Here is a 21,097-nt window from a genome sequence, read left to right as displayed (position 1 = left end):
GGCGTTTGGGGCCGAATTCCATTGATTCTATTTTGCGGTTTTGAGCGGACGAATCGCGTCGCTGTTGGCGATTAAGCTGCACTTTAAAACCTGATATTGACCCGGTTCGGTACCGCCTACTTTCTCTTTCAGTAAAGAAACAATCATCTTGTCAGCTTTTTCAAAATTCTCTGCAGGGAGATTGCTTGCTTCCAGCCATGCGGCCGCGCTGGCCTCTGCATCGTCTTTCAGACTTTTGCTGTCCGCAATCTTACTGATGCATCGATTTTGCACCCAGTTTTCAAAGATTTGTTGCTGAGAAAAAGCGCTGACATCAGGCAGGGTTTGGGCATAAACAGCAGAGGCATTTATAGCCAATACCAGCAGTAATAAACGTTTCATTTCAGGCTCCAGAATGTTGCGTTGGTCGGAATAAACGAACCATTACCCGGTGAGCCCAGAAAATGGCAATCATCAGAGCAAATATTACCATTCCAGAGTGTGACATGCCCGGTTGCGTCGCTCCAGCCGTGCCCGGTAAAGATGATAATGCCTTGTTTGCCTGCAAATTGCGCAGGAGTGGGAGAAGAGACAGACATATCGGCATTGCCCAGTACCGTGGGTAGAAATGCAATCATATCTTTAACGCGGAACATATAGCGCTTTTTGTCGTTTCCGGTCACTGTCGCATATTTACTGTTAGAAGGAATAGGAATGCCACAGTAATTTAAAACGTAGCTCATACGAATTGGGCAGGCATTTTTAAAAATACCGGCGTCGATATTATGCTGAACTTTTCCACCCAACAATTTGCCAACCTGTTCTACGCTTACGTTCACTTCTCTGAATCTGTTCCAGGCGGCACCAAAAGCAGGACGCATTTGAGACATCTTGTTTCTCCTTGATAAGAAGCTCCGGATAAAGTGAGCCCTTTCGGGCCCACTATTATTACGCTTCTTTGTTCTCTTTGATGTTCCAGCCAGCGCTGCTTTCAGCACCTTTACCACCCGACGTGGTCTGCTCCCAGTACTGCTGTTTCACTTTCGCAGCCTGGAATGCATAGGTCACACCAACGGTGTCGCCGTTGTCAGCACCGGTGTACTGAACAGAGGTCACCAGCACATCTTCCAGCGTGATGCGGGAGTATTCCACCTGCTGGCCGCCCGCTTTACAAACGGACAGTTCAACTTTAGTCAGGTGTTTACCGCTGGCGCAGTGTTTCAGGATAGCGGTGGTGGATTTGTCGATCAGCGCGTTAACGTGCAGGTCGTTAAAGTTAACTTTACCGGCACCGCCGCCACCGCCAACGCTCATATTACCTGGCTGGGAAGCGCCCCAGGAGAAGGAGGTAATATCAGTCCAGCCGGTGTGGTTAGAATCTTTCGATTCGCCCGTAACACCCTCGACCTTCAGAAACATATCAATAGCCATAATATCTACTCTTCGTGGATGAACAATATTGCTTTCGAAAAAGCACTTATATGGCAAACAGGAAAGCATGGGGCTGAATAAAACCGTCCATATTTTACCTCTGCCTCATATCAAATGACCCGTGTCATTTGACAGTCTTACATTCCCCCTGAATGAACGGAAAGAATGTGAAGTCTTTTACTACTCTGGGTTATCCTGGATCCAGCTACGGTCAGGATCGCCAATGATGACCTGCGGAACCAGTTTGTTCAGTTCGTCGCTATGATAAAGACGTATACAGTTTAAGGTTACGCCTTTGACATCGGGTTTTCGCTCTGAATGAAAACCATTAATTTGATTTTTATATTTTTCGATGAGGGCATTCACTTTATCCGTGCCATTTTCAGCATCAAAAGGTATCCACTCAATAAATGCGCTCGCACTTCTGGCCGCATCAGCAGAAAACTGACTGCCTTTATCTGCCACTTGAGCAAGACAGCGCGCCAGAACTAAATCTTTTAAAACCTGCCGGTATGTTTGCTGCTGATAAAAATCAGGATAGTTATTTCCGGCACACACATAAAAGGTCATAAATACGAGGAAAAAACAGAAAAGTTTCACCTTATATCCTTTGCCATCGGCCCCACAGCGCATCAGCTATCCAATTCCAACCGGTTCAGCAGTGGAGCGTTCTATAAGCCAGTCCGATGTTGACAGGGGCTTAATTCTCCCATTGCATCGGTAATGATTTCAGAAGCCCGCCGTTTGCTCTCCTGCTCAGATAAATGGGCAAAGCGAGAGTAAAGAAATTCATGAACCGTATTGGGCAAAATCGGATGACCTTTACACCAGGCCTTCCCCTCTGATGCATCAACCACGCCTAATAGATACATATCCGCCTTAATGCGCTCGCGTTCATTCGTTTTTGAAAGCCAGGCACTGGCGAAGCGCGCTGCGCTGAGATTGAAATCGTACCCCGTTAATAAGCCCGGGTCGCGAAGCAAATTTGACGTATCATCCTGCGGTAATGCTGTTGCGTCAGGATAAGAATAATTTCCCGTTTGTGCTTCAGCCAGAGACGCGATAAACAACAAAGCGATTGCAAACAGGTTTATTTTATTCATTGTAATATCGCGTTAGTGGAATGCCTTAATTAAATATAAGCCAGCACGAGGTATTAACGTTTCTCTTTCCATTTCTCTGCAACAACGTAGATAACTATCGCTAATGCATTAAGTCCAGCACATAAGAATCCATGCATTGCGATTCGCGGGACATCTTCTGGCCAGTCAAAGATAAACAGATAGTAGCCGGATACCGTCACAAACAGCATGAATGAAATAATTAACAACGCATAAACGATTAAATAGATGATGAATTTTCTTGTTATCGCTTTCACAGGTAAATTCATTAGCTATCTCGTACTCACAATAAGGTTGCCGGCCCCAGGAGGCCGGCTATCTGCATCACGCGTCTTTCGTCTTCAGCGACGGCAGTTTAGATACCAGACGCAGAGAAACGGTCAGACCTTCCAGCTGGTAGTGTGGACGCAGGAAGAACTTCGCGGCGTAGTAGCCTGGGTTGTCCTCAATCTCCTGCACCTGCACTTCCGCAGCTGCCAGCGGTTTACGGGACTTGGTCTCCTGGGAGGAGTTCGCCGGGTCACCGTCGACGTAGTTCATGACCCAGTCGTTCAGCCAGCGTTCCATCTCTTCGCGCTCGCGGAAGGAGCCGATTTTGTCGCGCACGATGCACTTCAGGTAGTGGGCAAAACGGCAGCAGGCGAACAGGTACGGCAGGCGTGATGCCAGGCGCGCGTTAGCGGTCGCATCCGGGTCATGGTACTCCGCCGGTTTCTGCAGGGACTGCGCGCCGATGAAGGCGGCAAAGTCGGAGTTTTTGCGGTGAACCAGCGGCATAAAGCCGTTTTTCGCCAGCTCGGCTTCACGACGATCGCTGATGGCGATCTCGGTCGGGCACTTCATGTCCACACCGCCGTCATCGCTCGGGAAGGTGTGGCACGGCAGGTTTTCCACCGCCCCGCCTGACTCCACGCCGCGAATCGAGGTGCACCAGCCGTACTCTTTGAAGGAGCGGTTGATGTTGGCTGCCATCGCGTACGCGGCGTTCGCCCAGGAGTAGCTGTTGTGGTTCGCGCCGTCGGTCTGCTCTTCAAAGTCAAAGCTGTCGACCGGGTTGGTGCGAATGCCATACGGCAGGCGCGACAGGAAGCGCGGCATCACCAGGCCCAGATAGCGGGCATCTTCGGATTCACGCAGTGAACGCCAGGCCGCGTATTCGGTGTTCTGGAAGATCTTGGTCAGGTCGCGCGGGTTAGCCAGCTCCTGCCAGGACTCCATCTGCATCACGCCCGGTGCGGTACCGGTAATGAACGGACAGTGCGCCGCAGAGCCGATGCGCGCCATTTCACCCAGCAGCTCAACGTCCTGCGGGCTGTGGTCGAAGTAGTAGTCGCCCACGATGCAGCCAAACGGCTCGCCGCCGAACTGACCGTATTCCTGCTCGTAGATTTTCTTGAAGATCGGGCTCTGGTCCCAGCCCACGCCCTTGAAGCGCTTCAGGGTACGGCCCAGCTCCTGCTTGGAGATGCTCATAAAGCGGATCTTCAGCATCTCGTCAGTTTCAGTGTTGTTCACCAGGTAGCTCAGACCGCGCCAGGCGCTCTCCAGCTTCTGAAACTCTTCGTGGTGAATGATCTGATTCACCTGCTGCGACAGCTGCTCGTCGATACCGGCAATCAGGTTCTGAATGGTGCGGTAGGTATCGTTCGAGAAGGTGACGGTATTTTCCAGCGCCTGCTGCGCCAGGGTTTTGACCGCGCTTTCGACGGCGGAGCGGGCCTGATCGGTTTTCGGGCGGAATTCTTTGTTCAGCAGCGCGCTGAATTCATCCTGACTGAACGCCTGACCCGCCTGCTGCTCGTGTTGTTGAGTCTGGTTGCTCATCGATTATTCCTCGCTACCTTTCGCGCTTTCGTCATTTTTCGGCAACTGGCTCAGGGATTTGAGCAGCGTCGGATCCTGCAGAATTTTAGCGATCAGCTCTTCCGCACCGTTTTTGCCGTCCATATAAGTCAGCAGGTTAGAGAGCTGGGTACGCGCTTCCAGCAGCTTGTTCAGCGGCTCAACCTTGCGGGCCACCGCATCCGGCAGGAAGTCGTCCATGCTGTCGAAGGTCAGATCCACGTTGAGCTTACCTTCGCCGGTCAGGGTGTTATCCACCTGGAACGCCACGCGCGGCTTCAGCGCCTTCATGCGTTCGTCAAAGTTGTCGATGTCGATTTCGAGGAATTTACGCTCGTCGACGGCCGGCAGGTTTTCCACCGGTTTGCCGACCAGATCGGCCATGACGCCCATCACAAACGGCAGCTGAATTTTACGTTCTGCACCGTAGATCTCTACGTCGTACTCGATCTGCACGCGGGGAGCACGGTTACGTGCGATGAATTTCTGCCCACTGTTACTCATTGCCATGATGTTCTCCATCAAAGATGCGCGGTGAAGGTGAAACGGCAGGCTCCATGCCTGTCGTCATAATGCCTGGACGCGCTATTCGCGGCGCCCAAAGATGTTTTCCAGTTGGTTAACGCCGTCTGGCGCCAGGTCGCGAATAATGTCCATAAAGTTAAGTTCTGACAGCCGCTGCACCCGTTCAATCATCAGCGGTGCGGGGTGGCTCGGTTCGTACTGCGCAAAATACTGCTTCGCTTTTTCCAGCATCAGCTGCGCGTCGGCGCGGCTGGTGACCTGCACGCTTCGCCAGTCGGTGACCGGCTGAGCGGGCTGCGTTGCCGCCGATTGCTGCTCGGCCTGTGGTTCTGCCTGCACCTCACGGTTCGGCAGCAGCTTGCTGATGTCGGTCACCTGACACGCGCTGGCTACCAGTCCGACGGTTTTCAGCAGCTGCTCCATCTCGGGCACGCCGCTTTCACCGAGATGCCCGGTGAGCAGCTCGCGAATCGCCAGCAGCCGTTCGTTAATGACGATAACCGCTGCGGTTCCCGGCTGGTCGCCGCGGGCCAGCTCGTCAATCAGCCGTGGACGGCCGCCGGGATAGTCCGGACATTCCGTCTTACTGCCGTCCAGCAGGGCCTGGGCATCCCGGAGCGAAATTTCATCGCCGTTTGAACGCAGAAGCGAGGCGTTTCGCACGGCGACGGTGAGGTCGGATTTATCGCTGAGCCCCGCCAGGGCGTTAATGCGATAGAACGGATCGGTTTCGCCATACTCTTCCAGCAGCGGATAGAGCGGTTCCCAGTAACGGGCGATCGCCTCCTGCACCAGCAATAATCCGTCCGCGTAGCCCGCCAGCCCGCGGCGGCGCGTCCAGGCATGGGTTAACGCCAGCAGGACGCGAAGATCTTTGGTGCGGGTCAGCAGGCTGGTGGCGTATTTTTCTACCGTGTTCCAGTCTGCGGGCTCTGCCGGGATAATGGTGTCGCCAAACTGCTGTTCCGCTTTCCCAAGACTTGCCTGATTCATGATCTGGAAGTCAGCGTCGTACTCCAGGTTTTCGCCGCAGGGCTTGTCGGGGCTTATTGGCGCGAGAAATTCTTCGATATTCATAAGATCCCTGCTTATTCAAACATGGGCGGATAGAGACCGTGACGCCCCGGACGGGCGCCCCCTGCCGGGTCGAACAGCAGGGTGAAAAGCTGCCCGGTAAAGTTACCGCTGTGCACGTGGGTGTATAGCGGGTAACCGTCGCAGCGGTTGGTCCACCAGTAGCTGGTCTGACGTAGCGGATCAAAACACTCCGCCGCCTGAGGCCAGCCCAGCGTGCTCTGGCCGTCCTCGTCATAGCCAATCACATCCAGGATGTCGGAGCGCTTTTGCGGCTCGACGGGCTGCGGCGCCGGAATGGTCATCAGCATCTCATCCAGCTGCGAGGCGGAAAAACTGTTGCGCACCGCGTGCAGCCCCAGGCGCCCAATCTGCTGGTACCAGCTTTCTGCCTGGCTGAGCAGGCTGGTCGACCACTCTGACGGGGCGAAGCTCAGCTGAAGGCAAACCGGGTACTGTCGGCCAACGCTGTCGCGGCCGGGCAGCAGACAGCCCATCTGGATCATCTGGCTGCCCAGCATGGGCGGTACCACATAATTCCAGACTGGCGCTTTCTGGAACTGGCGCTCGCCGCTGCGCTGCTCTTCCTGCTGCCAGGCCAGCAGACCGACCTGAAACCAGTGTGACCACTGGCGCTGTAAAGTGTCAGGAAAGCGACGCTGCAAAAAATCTCCGGCGCTGGGTAATTTGCCATACCAGCTGTAGCGGTTCATCGCAGGGGTATTCGTCATACGGCTGTCCTTGCGGTTATGGGCATGAGAAACGGGGAAGCTGGAACGGGTTGCGAATGCTGTTTGGCGCAAACTCCAGCGTGACCTGATGTCCGTCGACGTTGAAGGTGGCCTGACGGCTCAGGCTACCCGCGCCCGGGCTGGTGCTCGCTTTATCGAAGAAGCGGTTGAGCGCCCAGGCGCCGTTGGTGACCAGCGTCGCCGTGCTGCCGTTCGCCAGCCCCAGCTGCATGCGTACCTGGTTGGTGCCGCCCGGCCCCGGCCAGTTCATGATCTGCACGGCCTGCGGACCGTGGCTGTAGCGCAGCAGCTGGCCGTCAACGTCCAGGGTCAGGTTCAGAATGGTGTTATCCATTCGCACGGTGCGAACCGTCACCTTGAAGGACGGCGTCGTTGCGCCATTAGCAAAGAAGGCGTCGCGAATCGACTGGGCCTGCTGGAACGGTCTCAGCAGCCCTTCACTTCCCGGCAGCGTTTTCCCGTCGATGCCCGGCATAAAGCGCCAGTTGGCCTGCGTGGTGTCCACCTTATTGGTCAGATTGTCGCGGAAGAAGGCGTCCATGAGCCCGGTTCCCGGCGCAAACATGCGCGCGAGATCGTCAGGGGTGACCTCGGTGCTGGCGCTGCGCACCAGCGGGTAGCGACCGGCAATCGCCTGACGGCAGAAACCGCCCACTTCAACGTTAATTCGCTTACGCACGTTTTCCAGATCACGACGCTGGGTATCGCTGCTGGCGCCCACCGCCATGTTGCTGAACATGGTTTGCAGCCCGCCCGGCAGACGACCGGCGCTGGCCTGCAGACGGCTGATCGCCTCACCGCCCGGTGCCGGCATCCCGCTGTTGGCCGCGTCCTGAACGGCGGTCAGGTAGCGATAGAGTTCATCCACCTGCTTGAGAAAATCATCAAACACGATGGTCTTTCCCCCCTTCTCCAGCGGCTGCGCCAGCTCAATCATCGGCGCATAGTGGTCGGTGACCAGCTGTTCCGGCGACTGGGTGACCACGGCGGTCTGGGTCGGCGCTGCGTCATTGTTGCTGAACAGGGCTTCCAGCGTACGGGTGGCGCGGTTGCTTTGATCCTGCGCTTTGCCTGCATCTTCTGGCGCTGGCGCATTGCGTGACAGCGTCAGGACCTGGCTCAGGTTCTGCACCAGACGGCGCAGCGGCGAGTTGGCGCCGGAGAGCAGGCGCGCGGTGTTGATGCGCTGGGAAAGGTCGGCGCTGTTATTGAGCTGAATGTCGGCGAGGAAGCGATCCCAGTTAGCGATAAAGTCGCGCATGTAGAGCTGGCGCACGGCGTTATCGATCTGCTGCTTATCCTCCTGCGCGGTGGCGGCCCCCAGCACCCAGGCGTCGTCCTCGTGCAGGGCGGTGGTCACGCTGTCAATCTGGCCGTTAAAGCTTTTCCAGTAGCCGTCCGGCGTATACAGACCCGGTACGCCTTCGCTCACCGGCTTGCCGCTTTTGCGGGAAAATACCAGCTCGCTCTGCGGTCCGCCCAGGTCGGAAAGGGAGACCGGCTTCAGGTTGTCATCATGTTCCAGCAGGCGCTTGAGGCGACCGTATACGCGCGTGGAAAGCGGCTGCTGGTTGATCATCGCTCTTTCGCGGGCAACCAGAGATTCATCCTGCGCGTACGGCGAGGCCTGAATTTTCGGTTCCAGCAGCTGCGTCAGGTGCCATTCAAGCTGCTGCAGCTGTGCCTTCGTGACGTTCTGCGGCAGATTCCGCTGCAGATTGAGCATCACCCACGAATGCAGGAATTTGCCGTCATAGTGCTTCGGCTGATACAGCATCTGATAGGCTTTCAGCGCTTCATAGCTGTATTCCACATCGCTGCCGTTGTCGTTGCGAAGCCAGGTAGTGATATGCATGGCGACGGCAGGGAGCAGCATCTGATCCAGCGCTTTCTGGTACAGAGACTGCGCGGCATCGCTGACGTCATCCCCGCGATAGAGCCCCATACGGCGGGATACGGGCGGATCGTTCACATCAAACGCGTCGCTTTTCGGCAGGTCAACCAGACCATTCAGCAGCGGCAGCAGATCGAACAGGTCGCGCTGCGGCTGGTTCTGTAGCGCTTTGCTCTGCTGGTCGAGCAGCGGCACCTTCGCATCCACCTCTGCCAGATAGGTTTTGTTCTTGGCATAGCTGGTCAACCACAGACCGCCGAGGATAACCAGCAGGGCCAGCAGCGCCGCGTAGCCGGACCAGATCACCGCCCGGTTGCGCAGCTCCCACCAGCGGTTTTCCCCTGCGATCCCGGCTTCCTGGAAGATGACGTTTTGCAGCAGGTTCTTAATGAAGAAACTCTGGCCTTTAGCACCCGGAATAGGCGCTTCTTTGCTGACCGAATCCCAGTTATCCGCCTCGCTCCCTTCCGGCAGCGACAGGGCGCGGTTCAGTTCGCCCATCACGCGGTCGAACGGCATGCCTTCCTGCGTCCCGCTGGCGAAGTAGATCCCGCGCGGAGAGAACTCGGTTTCGAAGTTGGAGCGGGCAAAGACCGTGCTCAGGTAGTCTGCCAGCAACGGACGCAGCGCGGCGAACTCCTGCGGGAAGAGATACGCTTCTGCGCGGGTTTTCGCGTCATGCTCTTTCAGCATGGTTTCCGGCAGCCCGGCATCAAGGCGCTGCTGTAGCAGAGAAAACTCCTGCTGGAAATTGCCCATCAGGTCGTAATCAGCGTGCTTGGTTTGCTCCCACGGCAGCGTAAAGCCCCAGATCTGGTCGCGCTGCGCTTTATCGTAGTCGGCAAACCACGCGCGGAAGCCTTTAAGCAGGTCGGCCTTGGTCACCATCACGTACACCGGGAAGCGGATACCCAGCTGTTCATGTAGCTCGGACAGACGCTGGCGCAGGTTCACCGCCTGCTGGCGGGACGCCTCGGCGGACTGGGTGAGCAGGTCAGAAATGCTGATGGTGATGATGACGCCGTTGATCGGCTGGCGGCGGCGATACTTACGCAGTAACCCCATGAACTCCAGCCATTCGCCGGCGTCCTGCACCTGCTCGCTCTCCTGGGTGGTATAGCGGCCCGCCGTGTCCAGCAGCACCGCCTCATTGGTGAACCACCAGTCGCAGTTGCGTGTGCCGCCAATGCCCCGCAGCGCGGTCTTACCGAAACGATCGGCCAGCGGGAACTGCAGCCCGGAATTGACCAGCGCCGTGGTTTTACCGGAGCCCGGCGCGCCGATAATGACGTACCACGGCAGCTGATAGAGATATTGCGTGCTGAAGCGCTGCGTCCACTGGGCGCCCTGGCCCGCTTTGCTGAAGTGTGCTTTTTTAAGCATCTGCGCGGCTTCATCAAAACGGCTGGCGAGGATCTGCTCCTCGCTGTTCAGCCGCTTCTGCGGATCCGCCGCTTCCGGGCTGGCGGTATTCTCCTTGAGCTTGTCCATCAGCTTGCGGTTCAGCCAGGCGTTGTACAGGCGCGGCAGAATGTGGCCCTGCGCCCAGAGCAGATAGACCACGGCAATGCTGATAATACGGTTCTGCTCAGACTCAAGCGGTCGAGTGTCCACGATGGACAACAGGGGACCAATCATCCAGATCACCGCCGCCAGCGCCGTGACGCCGAGGAAGCTCCACAGAATGCGGTTGGTCAAAATGGAAAGAAGTGTAGTCAGCATTCCTTAGTTTCCTTGCGGCAATCCGTTCAGCTCAGCCTGAGTGTTTTCAGGCGACACCAGCAGAGTAATTTCCACACGGCGGTTACGGGCGCGATTTTCAGGCGTCGTGTTCGGCGCCACCGGGTTAATCTCGCCCCGCCCTTCCGCTTTCACGCGGCCAGGCTGAGAGAGGCTTCCCTGCAGCATTTTCTGTACCGAGCGGGCGCGTTCCAGAGAGAGTTCATAGTTAGAGGCAAAGCGCGCGCTGCGGATCGGCACATTGTCGCTGTAGCCCACCACCAGAATTTTGCCGCTGACGTTATTCATCGCCTGCGCAATGCGGTGGATGACCGGTTCATAGCGGTCACGCACGACGGTAGAGGCAGAAGCAAACAGCCCGTCGCCCTTCAGGATAACGACGCTGCGATCCGCTTCGTCTTTCACCGCGACCAGGCCAGCCTCGATTTCAGGTTTCAGGAAGCCGCGCAGGTTCAGCACAGCCGGAAGCTGACGCGCCGGTTGCTGAATAGTGGTTTCCGGCAGCTGAGACTGATAAATCTTCGCCAGCACCGGGTTGGTGTTATCGCCAAGACGCCAGTTAAGCACGATATAAAACAGGCAGGCGATAAACCCGGCCAGCGCCACGCAGGCCCACAGGGGAACCATCGGCCGCCAGAGCTTGCGCAGCACGGGACGATCTTCCGGATGAGGAGAAAGCGGCGGCGGATAGCTGCCGCGCACGCCGCGGATCATCTGCCACAGCCGCTGCTTGATGGTTTCAAGCTGGGTGCGGCCGTTATCCAGCACCCGATAGCGTCCTTCGAAGCCCAGCAGCAGGCAGTAGTTGATCATCTCCAGCAGCAGAATGTGCTCGCGCGGGTTTTGCGACAGGCGCGCCAGCAGCTGGAAGAACTTCTCGCCGCCCCAGGTTTCGTTATGGAACGTCACCAGCAGACCGTTGCTTGACCAGACGCCGCTGCTGCCCCAGGGGGTGAGCGCGGCGGCCTCATCGAGCGCCGTACACAGGCAGTAACGTGCCCCGACGATCACTTCGTAGGGCAGCCCCGCCTGCTGGCAGCGGACTTCGAAACGGCGAATTTCATCAATCAGGCGCTGGCGTAACGCCACCTGATCGTCATGGGAGATCGAGTGACGGATCTGCGGAATCGCATTGAGCAGCGGATTGGCGGCCGCCACCAGCTGATTGTTGCTACTGGCTCCGGTAAAGGCGGCATCACTGCCGGTGTCCTGTCGTTCCTGCATATTAAGCGCTCGCTTTATTATTCTGTCGGGCTACGGATGGCCCAAAACTCCATATCCAGCCCCGGGAATTCCCCTGCAAGATGCAGGGCGAATGCACCGGACTTATCCATCTCGTGCCACAGCTCGCTGCCCTTCTCCAGTTCAAAGTAGCTATAGCCGGCATGCCACGGGATCTGCGGCGGCGCGACCGGCATGGCGCGCAGCATAATGCCCGGCAGCTGAAGCTGAACCAGATCGCGGATTTTCGAGACCGGCGCGACCTTCATCTGCGCCGGGAAATGGGTTTGCAGGTGTTCGCCTGGCACGTTGGCTTTAACCGCCAGCACGAAGCCGAACTCACGCACCATGCTGGTTTCAGGCACCGTGGCGATGTTCAGGCCGTGAGAGCGTTCGTTAAGCGGCAGCTGAATCGCGTGGTCTTCCATCACCAGCGACAGCCCCTGACGCAGCATCAGCATCAGCTTGCTGAAGCAGTTTGCCAGATCGTCATGATCGTAAATCGGCAGCACGCTTTCAGCGGTACGCTGGGACGTCCAGGTGGCAAGCTCGGTCGCAAACGGCAGCCAGCTGCGCCAGAGCGTTTCCGGATGCAGCAGCGGGAGGGTTTTTAAATGAGAAACCTCGCCCAGATGACGGTTAACCAGCGACAGCAGCGTGAACTCAATCAGCTCGGAGGTATTAAAGCGACCGGGCTGGCGCAAACGACCGCCAATTTGCTGGCTGCGCTGCACCAGCAGACCGTGCAGATCGTTGATCATGCTGTAGATCTGCGGGCTGTTGTTGGCGTTGAGCATCGGCGGGATGTAGCTGTTGTCGAGCCGCACGTGGTTGTCGTTACGCTTCTCGGTCACAAACGCCACGCCGATGGCGGTCCACTCTGCCGTGAGGTCTTTTTCCAGCATCAGGGTCAGACGCAGGCGGCCAAACTGGACGGTGGCATCCCCCACCGACATGGCGTTATCGTCTTCCACCTCTTGCTCGAAAGCGATGAAGCGCGCCAGCGAGGCCGGTTCTTCGCTAAAAATCACCTCTTCTCTCTCGCCACGACGTACCGGCAGCGCAAGCACCACCTTTTCGTTAGTGAGATTGTCAGGAATTTTCAGCGGTGCAGGGCCGTTGCGCCCGTTACGTACCTGGAAAAAGGTGCCGTCCGGCAGCAAACCGCTGCAGTAGCTCAGGGCAATGCATCCCTGACGAAGCATCGCTTCATCCAGTTCAACGTCGAGAAAGCCCCAGAGATACGACCGCTGTAGTGCGCCCCATTCACGAACATGGTTGAGCAGATAGCTTTCAGTCCGCTGAAAATGGTGTGGACGCAGGAACATGCCTTCGGTCCAGACGACCTTTTCTGCTTTCGTCATGATGATGTGTTTCCTGTTTTGAAGCGCGTTACTGGCTGATGACACGAATGCCGTTCACGTCGAGAAAAACGTTGGCCTGAAGTTCATCTGCGGACCATTTCCAGAACTGGTAGATATGATTTTCGCCAGGCACAGGCAGAGGGAGTGAAACGCGCCATTTTTTGCCATCCAGCACCTGATACTCCGCCATCACGCCGATGTAGCGGGCCTCCGGAGAGCTTTGCCCGCTGAGGGTTTTGGACAGCTGTCCCGGCATCAGGAAGAACACGTCGCTGTTCAGCAGATTCGCGCCAAGCGTGGCTGACGCGTTGTTCTGCAGGGAGTAGAAGTCGCTGGACATGAAATCCGCATCGGATTTCAGCAACAGCACCCGGACCTTAAGCGGCGCAGATTCATTGATTTGTGGATGAGCCTGAAACTGCAGATTGTAGCGGGAGGGGTCGCTGTGTGAAGACGACGTACAACCACTGACCAGGGCGAAAATCGCCGCGTAAAAGAATAACCACAGCTTATGAAAATTTTTATTATTCATAAAAATGCGCTCATGAAAGCCGTTTAGTTCAGGATCCAGGTACCGTTAGCGCTGTCTTTGCAGGCTTTGCTGTTGCCATCGACATCGACACAGGTCGCTTTTTTACGCACCTTTGGACGAATCGCCTGTTTACGCACGGCGGCGTCGTACTGGTCGGCCTTGATAACCGCACGCATCGGGACGTAACCAATCAGCTGATCGTTGCCTTCGTCGGCAAGCGCCATCCAGTAGTGTTCAACCTGCCCCAGCACCACGTACGTTTTTCCGGTCTCGAGATTACGGATAACTTTGCCGCCGAAGTCAGGTCGGCTCATCAGGGAAGCCGGATACATGGCACGATACGGTTCGTTGACCGGCGTGAACTCCGTCGGCGGCGTCACAGCGTGACGGTGGGTTAAGGTAACGCCGTTGACCTGGCTGGTCTCGATCGTATCGTCGTTGATCACAGGTTTTTGCGGCGCTTTACAGCCCGCCACCGCCATTACAAACAGAAGTGAAAACAGTACGCGCATTTTCATATGCTTTTCCGTAGCGATATTTCGATGATGGAGATAAGGGGATGAAGTTTGACTTAAGTGCTATTGTTAAAATAGCCAGGATATTTTCGGGGCGTTACTATTTTAAGGACATAGCTACCGCACGAGCCCTTCAGAATAAGGCCCAGTGTCTTCCTGACATATTTTGACAAACGGTAAGCAAGTTTACATGAGCTTCGCATCAATTCAATATTTACCGCCGCGTAACTGTTGGTAAATGAAGCAGTCGGAAAATTATAGGATTAATCCTATGAAAAAAAACGATTTGCCCCACCCTTTCTTATTTCCTCACTGCAAAACCACATAACATGATGTTTTATCTATTAAAAACACAAAAGAGAACCACTTTCATTAACGCAATAACGCTATTATCGCCACTACCATAATTAGTAGAATTCGCGTTTTTTTGATGTCAAAGGAATATATCTCCGATGAATTATTTGTTGCACTAACAGGGTATCTTTAATATTTAACACACTTCATCACCTGGCTGGGAATATTTCACTTATGCAGCGCTACGTTAATTTCACGTCGCAAAAAAACTGTATATTCACGCGGTGAGAATTCCACAGTAAGGTATACCTTATATCTATTATTCATTAAGCCTGAGTAAACCTTCCTGTCATTTCCTCAAACCCAAAATGCCGCCAGAAGCCCGCCAGACGTGAATCGTGGCGATATCTCCAGCGCATCAGCTTCATTCGAAGTTTTACTGGTACTACATCCTTCCTTGCTCACCGCTATCTATCTCGCCTACCGACCGATAGATAAGATTTATTATTAAAATGATAAAATTTCGTTATAATTTCTTTAAATATTTAAACATCAGTTAACATAAACCGCTGTAATAAAAAGAATTTAAGATAAGGCATCTTCCCGCACCGCATGCGCGTAGCCATACGGTCGTCATTGCTTTTGCTTATTGTCCTGTGCAGCGCTTTTATGGGTTCAGATGTTGTTGACCGAACAAATCAGGAGTGGGTATGAACAAGAAAAGACGCTCGGTGCCAGGCATCAGACATTATGACGGTCCTGCCGGCGGCTGGGGGGCACTAAAAGCGACGGCCATCGCGGTACGTACCCAAATGGATACCCTTGACGCTCCCGCGACGCTGCTGCGCACCAACCAGCCTGACGGCTTCGACTGCCCGGGCTGCGCGTGGCCTGATAAAGAACACAAATCGACGTTCCAGTTCTGCGAGAACGGCGCCAAAGCGGTGACCTGGGAAGCGACCAGCAAACGCGTCACCCCCGCGTTTCTGGCTGAAAACAGCGTCTCCTCGCTGCTGGCAAAATCGGACTTTGAGCTGGAAGGCTACGGTCGACTCACGCACCCCCTGCGCTATGATCGGGCAAGCGACACCTTCCGCCCCGTCGACTGGGACGCGGCGTTTCAACGTATCGGCGAAGTATTGCGCGGGCTCGATCCGGACCAGGTCGAGTTCTATACCTCAGGACGCGCCTCTAACGAAGCGGCGTATCTGTTCCAGCTGTTTGCTCGCGAATACGGCACCAACAACTTCCCCGACTGCTCGAATATGTGTCACGAGGCCACCAGCGTCGGTTTACCGCGTTCAATTGGCATCGGAAAAGGCACCGTTTCGCTGGACGACTTCGATAAGACCGAGCTGGTGATCTCAATTGGTCACAACCCCGGCACCAACCATCCGCGAATGATGGGGACCCTCCACGAGCTGGCCCGCCGGAAAGTGCCGATTATCGTCTTTAACCCGCTGCGCGAACGTGCCCTGGAACGTTTCGCCGACCCGCAAAGCGTGATTGAAATGGCAACCTACAGCTCCACGGATATCGCTTCGACCTATTTCCAGGTGAAGGCCGGGGGCGATGCCGCCGCGCTGAAAGGCATTGCCAAACACCTGCTGGAAATGGAAGCCGAACGCGGTGACGTGCTGGACCACGCATTTATTGCCGAACACACCCAGGGCATTGAGGCGTTCGCCGCCGATATCGCGCAAACCCGCTGGGACGAGATCGAGCGCGAGTCGGGTCTGAGCCAGGCGGCGCTCAAAAAGGTCGCCGAAGCCTATGCAAAATCGAAGGCCACCATCATTACCTACGGGATGGGGATTACGCAGCACAACAAAGGTACGGCGAACGTCCGCCTGATTGCCGACGTGCTGCTGCTGCGGGGGAATATCGGGAAACCTGGCGCGGGAATATGCCCGCTGCGCGGCCACTCAAACGTGCAGGGGAACCGTACCGTCGGGATCAGCGAGAAACCCACGCCGGCATTCCTTAATCGCCTGAAGGACGTGTTCGGCTTTGAGCCACCGTCACACCACGGACACGACGCGGTGCAGGCCACGCAGGCGATGATCGATGGCCGCGCGAAAGCGCTCATTTGCCTCGGCGGTAATTTTGCGGTGGCGATGCCCGATCATGAACGCGGCTTTCCGGCTATGGGATCCCTGGATTTGAGCGTGCACGTCGGCACCAAGCTCAACCGTACCCATCTGCTGGTGGGCAAAGAGACCTTTATTTTCCCGTGTCTTGGCCGTACCGAACTGGATATTCAGGCGACCGGCCGCCAGTCCATTACCGTCGAAGACTCCATGTCGATGGTGCATGCTTCATCCGGCAAGCTGAAGCCTGCATCGCCGTTGCTTCGGTCAGAACCCGCTATCGTCGCGGGCATGGCGAAAGCCACCCTGCCGGATACCCGCGTGGACTGGCTGACGCTGGTTGAGGATTACGACCGCATCCGCGAACTGATCGAGCAGACCATTCCGGGGTTTGAGAACTATAACGCGCGGATCCGCGTTCCCGGTGGTTTCCGTATGCCGCTGCCACCGACGCAACGTATCTGGCCAACGGCGACGGGAAAAGCGATGTTCTCGGTGTTCGACGGGGTTCACGAGAACGCCAGCGGTGAAGGTGAGCATGTTCTGCGCCTGATCACGCTGCGCAGCCACGACCAGTACAACACCACCATTTACGCCCTGGACGACCGCTACCGTGGCGTATTTGGCCGTCGCGACGTGCTGTTTATGAACGAAGACGATATGGCGCAGTCAGGGCTGGAACACGGCGACCGCGTGGATATCGAAACCGCCCTGCCCGGCAGCGTTCAGCGTCTGAAAGACATTACCGTGGTGGCGTACAACATCGCGCCGGGGACCGTCGGCGCCTATTATCCGGAAGCCAACGTGCTGGTACCGCTTGATTATCTGGATAAGGACAGCGGTACGCCGTCGTATAAATCCGTTCCGGTTCGCATCACCCTGCGCTCAAAAGAGATTCGCATGCTGTAAGGCTGTTCGCGCAGAGAAAAAGATGGATATTAAACAGTTAAAATATTTAATCGCGCTCGACGAGACCCGCCATTTTGGCAAGGCTGCCTCGCAGTGCAACATTACCCAGCCGACCCTCTCCATGCGCATCCGCCGCCTGGAGGAGGAGCTCGAGCTGGTATTGATTGTGCGCGGGCAGCGCTTTGAAGGGTTTACGCCGGAGGGTGAACGCATCCTCGCGTGGGCCCGCTCGCTGCTGGCCGCGCATGACGGGCTACAGGCGGAAGCCGCGCTGTGCAAAGGCCAGGTGGTGGGCGAACTCCGTCTGGGGATGGTGCCGCTGGCGAGCGTGGATCCGATGATTTTTATTCGCCATTTGACGCAAAAATACCCGGAGCTGACCTACAGCCTCTATTCTATGTCCTCCGCGCAGATTGCCGACGGCGTCAGCCGCAATCAGCTTGAGCTGGGAATTTGCTACCTCAACAGCATTGACACCAGCCAGTTCGATATTATCCAGCTTCCCAAAACGAAGATGGGCCTGCTGCACGACGTCCGTCATTTCCAGCTCGGCCAGGAGACATTGACCTGGCGCGATCTGACGGATTTTCCGCTGGGGTTCCTGACCAAAGGGATGCACTACCGGGCGCATATGGAAGCCGGCTTTAAGTCTGTCGGCATTGAACCGACGGCCGTTTTCGAGAGCGACTCGACGTTCCAGATCATTCAGGCGGTTCAGAGCGGCGTATGCTGTGCCGTCATGCCGCTGAACAACGGGCTGGAAGCACTGAACAGCCATTTCAGGATTGTCCCCATCGCTGACGCGAACATTGAGGCCCCTGTCGGCCTGATTATGCGCAGACAAAAGCCTATCTCCTCGCTGGCGCTGCGCTGTTTTACCGACGCGCAGGAGATTTATCACGCGGACAATGAGGCGTAGGCCTCGCGCGTCACCACGCTAAAACCGCCGATCAGCACCGCGTCACAAATCGCCCGATGTTCCGGTGAACTGACCAGCGCATGGAGCGCATCGCGAATGGCGTTTAGCGTTTCAGGTGAGGTGTTATGCGAAGCGATCAGCGGCAGTCCCGGCGTCAGCGGGGTATGGTCAATGATCGCCAGCCCCGCAAGCCGTTCCGGCTCATGGCGCTGCAGCAGTGCCCAGGTTACGCAGTCGATGGCCGCGATATCCCCTGCCCCGCGTTTCACATCAATCAGCGACTGGCGATGGCTGCCGCTAAAGGACGTTTGCGCGAAAAATGGACCGCCACTCAACAGGGGAGCCACTTTTTTTCGCAGCGCATTATAGCCAGACTGGGAATCCGCAGAGTTACAGACCGCCCGTCGTCCGCGAAACTCCGCCAGCGTCAGGTGCCGATCCTCCTCGCGCACCACCAGAAAGCTGCGGTACCGGATCCCTTCGCAGCCCGGTGCCGTGTAGTGAAAACAGCCGACCACCTGCACGTCCGGGAGCTGCGTGACCAGCGGGTAACCGCAGGTCTGGCTAAGGATAAGCCCGGGCTGTTGCCAGTGCGTGAGCAGACCGGACTCCGGCCAGTCGGGGACATCATCGACGGGCACACCGCGTGCAGCCAGCAATCCCTTAACCGCCAGCCAGAGCGCGAGCGTGTCGGCGCGATCCACCGCATACATGGGAAACGCCAGCAGGTTACTCATACCCTTCTCCCTGTTGCTTTCCGGGGTGAACGGTGACGTCGACGGGTCTGAACCAGAACCGGCGCAGCCATTCACCGTAGCCCCTGACGAGAAAACCGTGGTTTCGACGCTGGTACGCCTCCCGGTTTTGCTGGTAGATCGTCTTCAGCCCGTACCAGGGAACGCCCGGCAGATCGTGATGTACTGAATGGTAGTTGAGATTCAAAAACAGCACCCGCCAGAACAGCCCGGCCTCGTTAATGACGGAGCGCGCCAGCGGATCGTCCGCCGCACGATGTTCGAAAAACGATCGCACCTTGGTCAGCGCGAGCGCGGGATAACTGACCGCAAGCACGAACCAGACGGGTGAAAAACCGATATGCGTCATCCAGACGAAGAGTACCGCCAGCAGCGTGATGTGAACCAGCCACATCGTCATCGCCCTCAGGTGAAGATGACGAAACGCCGCCGCGGCGCTGCCCAGCGTCTGGACGATATCCAGCAGCGGCGCCAGCAGAAGCCGCCCGGCAAAGGTATTTCGGGCCCGGATCAGGCGCTTCTGCCTGGGGGAAAAGCGCCCCCAACTCTCGTCGGTAAAATAGTACGACTCCGGGTCATCCACCGGATGGGTCAGGCTATGGTGCCGATGATGGGCCAGATGGGAGTCCCGGTACAGGCCGTACGGATACCAGACCGCCAGCGGGAGCGTGCCAAACAGCTGGTTAATCCAGGCAAAACGCGTGGGGTGTCCGTGGATCAGCTCATGCTGCAGGGACATGTACCAGGCGCTAAACCAGACGAGCAGCAGCGTGGAGGGCAGCAGGCCGAGCGTTTGCCAGAACGTCAGCGTGCCAAACCAGCCTGCATAAACAGTGATAATCAACAGCCAGGTGGGCAGTTCGCTTCGCCATATAAAACCCGATGCAAGATGGCGGATTTGTTCGCGTTGTTGCGGATGTAAATAGAGGGAGCTTCGTTGACTCATTCCTTCGGACGCCGTTTCGCCAGAGACAGAGCCCTGACGATCGGGGATAACGCCTGAAATAACAAAGAACTTAAATCGCTTTGCTTTGCCAGAAACACAGAGCGCACGCGTTGCTTGACTTATTCTGTGATAAAGGTACTTTTCAGGACATGAAGAAGATCCTGATTATCGTTCCCGACGGCGGCATGCTGTTTGAAGCCGCCGGTATCGCCGACATTCTGATGCAGGCCAACCGGCTGCATCCGGAAGGGCTTGCGCAGCCCCGCTACCGGATTATCATCGCCACCACGCAGCCTCACCAGGTGATCCACGGCCAGTCCGGCCTGAACCTGCTGGCGGACTATCGTCTGCCTGAGCTGGATCCGCGTGAACCGCTGGATACCATTATCATCACCGGACGCGGCATGAACGAGCTGGAGAGCACGGCGGTGGTGGACTGGCTGCACCTCGCTGCACCGCATGCCCGGCGGGTAGCCTCTATCTGCGGCGGCGCGATGCTGCTGGCCCAGACCGGCTTGCTGGACGGTCGTCGCGCCACCACCCACTGGCGGCTGCTGGAGACGATGCAAACCCAGTATCCGGCTATCCACGTCGAAGGCGGTCCGCTGTATATTCAGGACGGCCCCATCTGGACCTCCGGCGGCGTAAGCTCCGGGTTCGATCTGACCCTGGCGCTGGTGGAGGACGACTACGGATTTACCCTCGCCCGCGACGTGGCGCAGGATATGGTGATGTATCTCCGTCGTCCCGGCGGCCAGCTGCAGTTCAGTCGTTACAGCCTGCAGCAGCCTGGCGCATCGGGCCCGATAAGCGAACTGCAAACCTGGATCCTGCAGAACCTCACCGCCGATCTGTGCGTGGAAAATCTGGCCGAGAAAGCGGCAATGAGTCCGCGTAACTTCACCCGCGTGTTTACCCGCGAGGCCGGAGTCTCTCCGGCCCGCTACGTGACCGAAGCGCGTCTGGCCGCCGCCCGCCAACTGCTTGAGCAGACCCATGACTCCCTGGAGCGCGTTGCTGAGCAAAGCGGGTTTGGCACCAGCATTAATTTGCGCCGCATCTTTGAGAAACAGCTTCACCTTACCCCCGGCGAGTACCGCCAGCGATTCCACTGCCGCAAGATGGCGTAATATGATCCTTTTTTGTCATTTACGCCAACCGACCCGACGCCTAGAGTGACTCCAGACAACAGAG

At 56.8% G+C, this 21,097-nt stretch carries 19 protein-coding genes; 3 read left to right on the top strand and 16 right to left on the bottom strand.

Annotated features, from left to right (window positions below):
- Nucleotides 1-27: 27 nt before the first annotated feature.
- The 14 genes from BM007_RS16575 to BM007_RS16505 form a co-directional block, all read right to left on the bottom strand.
- Nucleotides 28-381 (bottom strand): T6SS amidase immunity protein Tai4 family protein, encoded by a 354-nt coding sequence (locus tag BM007_RS16575; protein ID WP_090419870.1) that lies wholly within the window; start codon nucleotides 379-381, stop codon nucleotides 28-30.
- A complete protein-coding gene (locus BM007_RS16570) occupies nucleotides 378-869 on the bottom strand; it encodes a type VI secretion system amidase effector protein Tae4 (protein ID WP_032645536.1) in 492 nt (163 codons plus the stop codon). Before BM007_RS16570 ends, BM007_RS16575 begins: the two co-directional genes overlap by 4 nt.
- Before the next feature lie 58 nt (nucleotides 870-927).
- Complete coding sequence (locus tag BM007_RS16565; RefSeq protein WP_008502640.1) at nucleotides 928-1,410, bottom strand: Hcp family type VI secretion system effector; 483 nt, start codon at nucleotides 1,408-1,410, stop codon at nucleotides 928-930.
- A 180-nt stretch (nucleotides 1,411-1,590) separates the two neighbouring features.
- Nucleotides 1,591-2,010 carry a T6SS amidase immunity protein Tai4 family protein gene (locus BM007_RS16560; protein WP_254780653.1) on the bottom strand — a complete coding sequence of 140 codons (420 nt, stop codon included), beginning with the start codon at nucleotides 2,008-2,010 and terminating at the stop codon, nucleotides 1,591-1,593.
- Between the two features lie 71 nt (nucleotides 2,011-2,081).
- A complete protein-coding gene (locus BM007_RS16555) occupies nucleotides 2,082-2,513 on the bottom strand; it encodes a Rap1a/Tai family immunity protein (protein ID WP_090419868.1) in 432 nt (143 codons plus the stop codon).
- A 342-nt stretch (nucleotides 2,514-2,855) separates the two neighbouring features.
- Nucleotides 2,856-4,355 (bottom strand): type VI secretion system contractile sheath large subunit, encoded by a 1,500-nt coding sequence (tssC, locus tag BM007_RS16545; RefSeq protein ID WP_014884232.1) that lies wholly within the window; start codon nucleotides 4,353-4,355, stop codon nucleotides 2,856-2,858.
- A 3-nt stretch (nucleotides 4,356-4,358) separates the two neighbouring features.
- A complete protein-coding gene (gene tssB, locus BM007_RS16540; protein ID WP_008502644.1) occupies nucleotides 4,359-4,883 on the bottom strand; it encodes a type VI secretion system contractile sheath small subunit in 525 nt (174 codons plus the stop codon).
- Nucleotides 4,884-4,958: 75 nt separating this feature from the next.
- Nucleotides 4,959-5,975, bottom strand: a complete 1,017-nt coding sequence (gene tssA, locus BM007_RS16535) for a type VI secretion system protein TssA (protein ID WP_090419862.1) — start codon at nucleotides 5,973-5,975, stop codon at nucleotides 4,959-4,961.
- A gap of 11 nt (nucleotides 5,976-5,986) precedes the next feature.
- Nucleotides 5,987-6,703: a type VI secretion system-associated protein TagF gene (tagF, locus tag BM007_RS16530; protein ID WP_024909832.1), complete on the bottom strand. Its 717-nt coding sequence runs from the start codon at nucleotides 6,701-6,703 to the stop codon at nucleotides 5,987-5,989.
- A 16-nt stretch (nucleotides 6,704-6,719) separates the two neighbouring features.
- Complete coding sequence (gene tssM, locus BM007_RS16525; RefSeq protein ID WP_090419859.1) at nucleotides 6,720-10,340, bottom strand: type VI secretion system membrane subunit TssM; 3,621 nt, start codon at nucleotides 10,338-10,340, stop codon at nucleotides 6,720-6,722.
- A gap of 3 nt (nucleotides 10,341-10,343) precedes the next feature.
- Nucleotides 10,344-11,582, bottom strand: coding sequence for a DotU family type VI secretion system protein (locus BM007_RS16520; RefSeq protein WP_024909830.1), 1,239 nt, complete (start codon nucleotides 11,580-11,582; stop codon nucleotides 10,344-10,346).
- 17 nt (nucleotides 11,583-11,599) lie between these two features.
- Nucleotides 11,600-12,943, bottom strand: a complete 1,344-nt coding sequence (tssK, locus tag BM007_RS16515) for a type VI secretion system baseplate subunit TssK (RefSeq protein ID WP_024909829.1) — start codon at nucleotides 12,941-12,943, stop codon at nucleotides 11,600-11,602.
- Nucleotides 12,944-12,971: 28 nt separating this feature from the next.
- The gene (tssJ, locus tag BM007_RS16510) at nucleotides 12,972-13,475 is read right to left on the bottom strand and encodes a type VI secretion system lipoprotein TssJ (protein ID WP_024909828.1); all 504 of its coding nucleotides are present in this window, start codon (nucleotides 13,473-13,475) and stop codon (nucleotides 12,972-12,974) included.
- A gap of 23 nt (nucleotides 13,476-13,498) precedes the next feature.
- The gene (locus BM007_RS16505) at nucleotides 13,499-13,993 is read right to left on the bottom strand and encodes a hypothetical protein (protein ID WP_024909827.1); all 495 of its coding nucleotides are present in this window, start codon (nucleotides 13,991-13,993) and stop codon (nucleotides 13,499-13,501) included.
- Between the two features lie 1,001 nt (nucleotides 13,994-14,994).
- Between BM007_RS16505 and BM007_RS16500 the strand changes: the two genes are divergently transcribed.
- On the top strand, nucleotides 14,995-17,283 hold the full coding sequence (locus BM007_RS16500) for an FdhF/YdeP family oxidoreductase (protein ID WP_090419856.1): 2,289 nt from the start codon (nucleotides 14,995-14,997) through the stop codon (nucleotides 17,281-17,283).
- A 22-nt stretch (nucleotides 17,284-17,305) separates the two neighbouring features.
- On the top strand, nucleotides 17,306-18,202 hold the full coding sequence (locus BM007_RS16495) for a LysR family transcriptional regulator (protein ID WP_090419853.1): 897 nt from the start codon (nucleotides 17,306-17,308) through the stop codon (nucleotides 18,200-18,202).
- Here BM007_RS16495 and BM007_RS16490 read toward each other — a convergent pair.
- Together BM007_RS16490 and BM007_RS16485 are read right to left on the bottom strand one after the other, a co-directional pair.
- Nucleotides 18,181-18,939 carry a phosphate/phosphite/phosphonate ABC transporter substrate-binding protein gene (locus BM007_RS16490; protein WP_090419850.1) on the bottom strand — a complete coding sequence of 253 codons (759 nt, stop codon included), beginning with the start codon at nucleotides 18,937-18,939 and terminating at the stop codon, nucleotides 18,181-18,183. The genes BM007_RS16495 and BM007_RS16490 overlap by 22 nt on opposite strands.
- Nucleotides 18,932-19,903 (bottom strand): fatty acid desaturase, encoded by a 972-nt coding sequence (locus BM007_RS16485; protein WP_090419848.1) that lies wholly within the window; start codon nucleotides 19,901-19,903, stop codon nucleotides 18,932-18,934. Before BM007_RS16485 ends, BM007_RS16490 begins: the two co-directional genes overlap by 8 nt.
- Nucleotides 19,904-20,052: 149 nt before the next feature.
- Between BM007_RS16485 and BM007_RS16480 the strand changes: the two genes are divergently transcribed.
- Nucleotides 20,053-21,033 carry a GlxA family transcriptional regulator gene (locus tag BM007_RS16480; RefSeq protein ID WP_090419845.1) on the top strand — a complete coding sequence of 327 codons (981 nt, stop codon included), beginning with the start codon at nucleotides 20,053-20,055 and terminating at the stop codon, nucleotides 21,031-21,033.
- Nucleotides 21,034-21,097: the final 64 nt, after the last annotated feature.

The sequence above is a fragment of the Enterobacter sp. NFIX59 genome (genome assembly GCF_900113755.1).
In the GTDB taxonomy this organism is placed as follows: Bacteria; Pseudomonadota; Gammaproteobacteria; order Enterobacterales; family Enterobacteriaceae; genus Enterobacter; species Enterobacter pseudoroggenkampii.
This window is presented reverse-complemented; position numbering and strand designations above follow the sequence as displayed.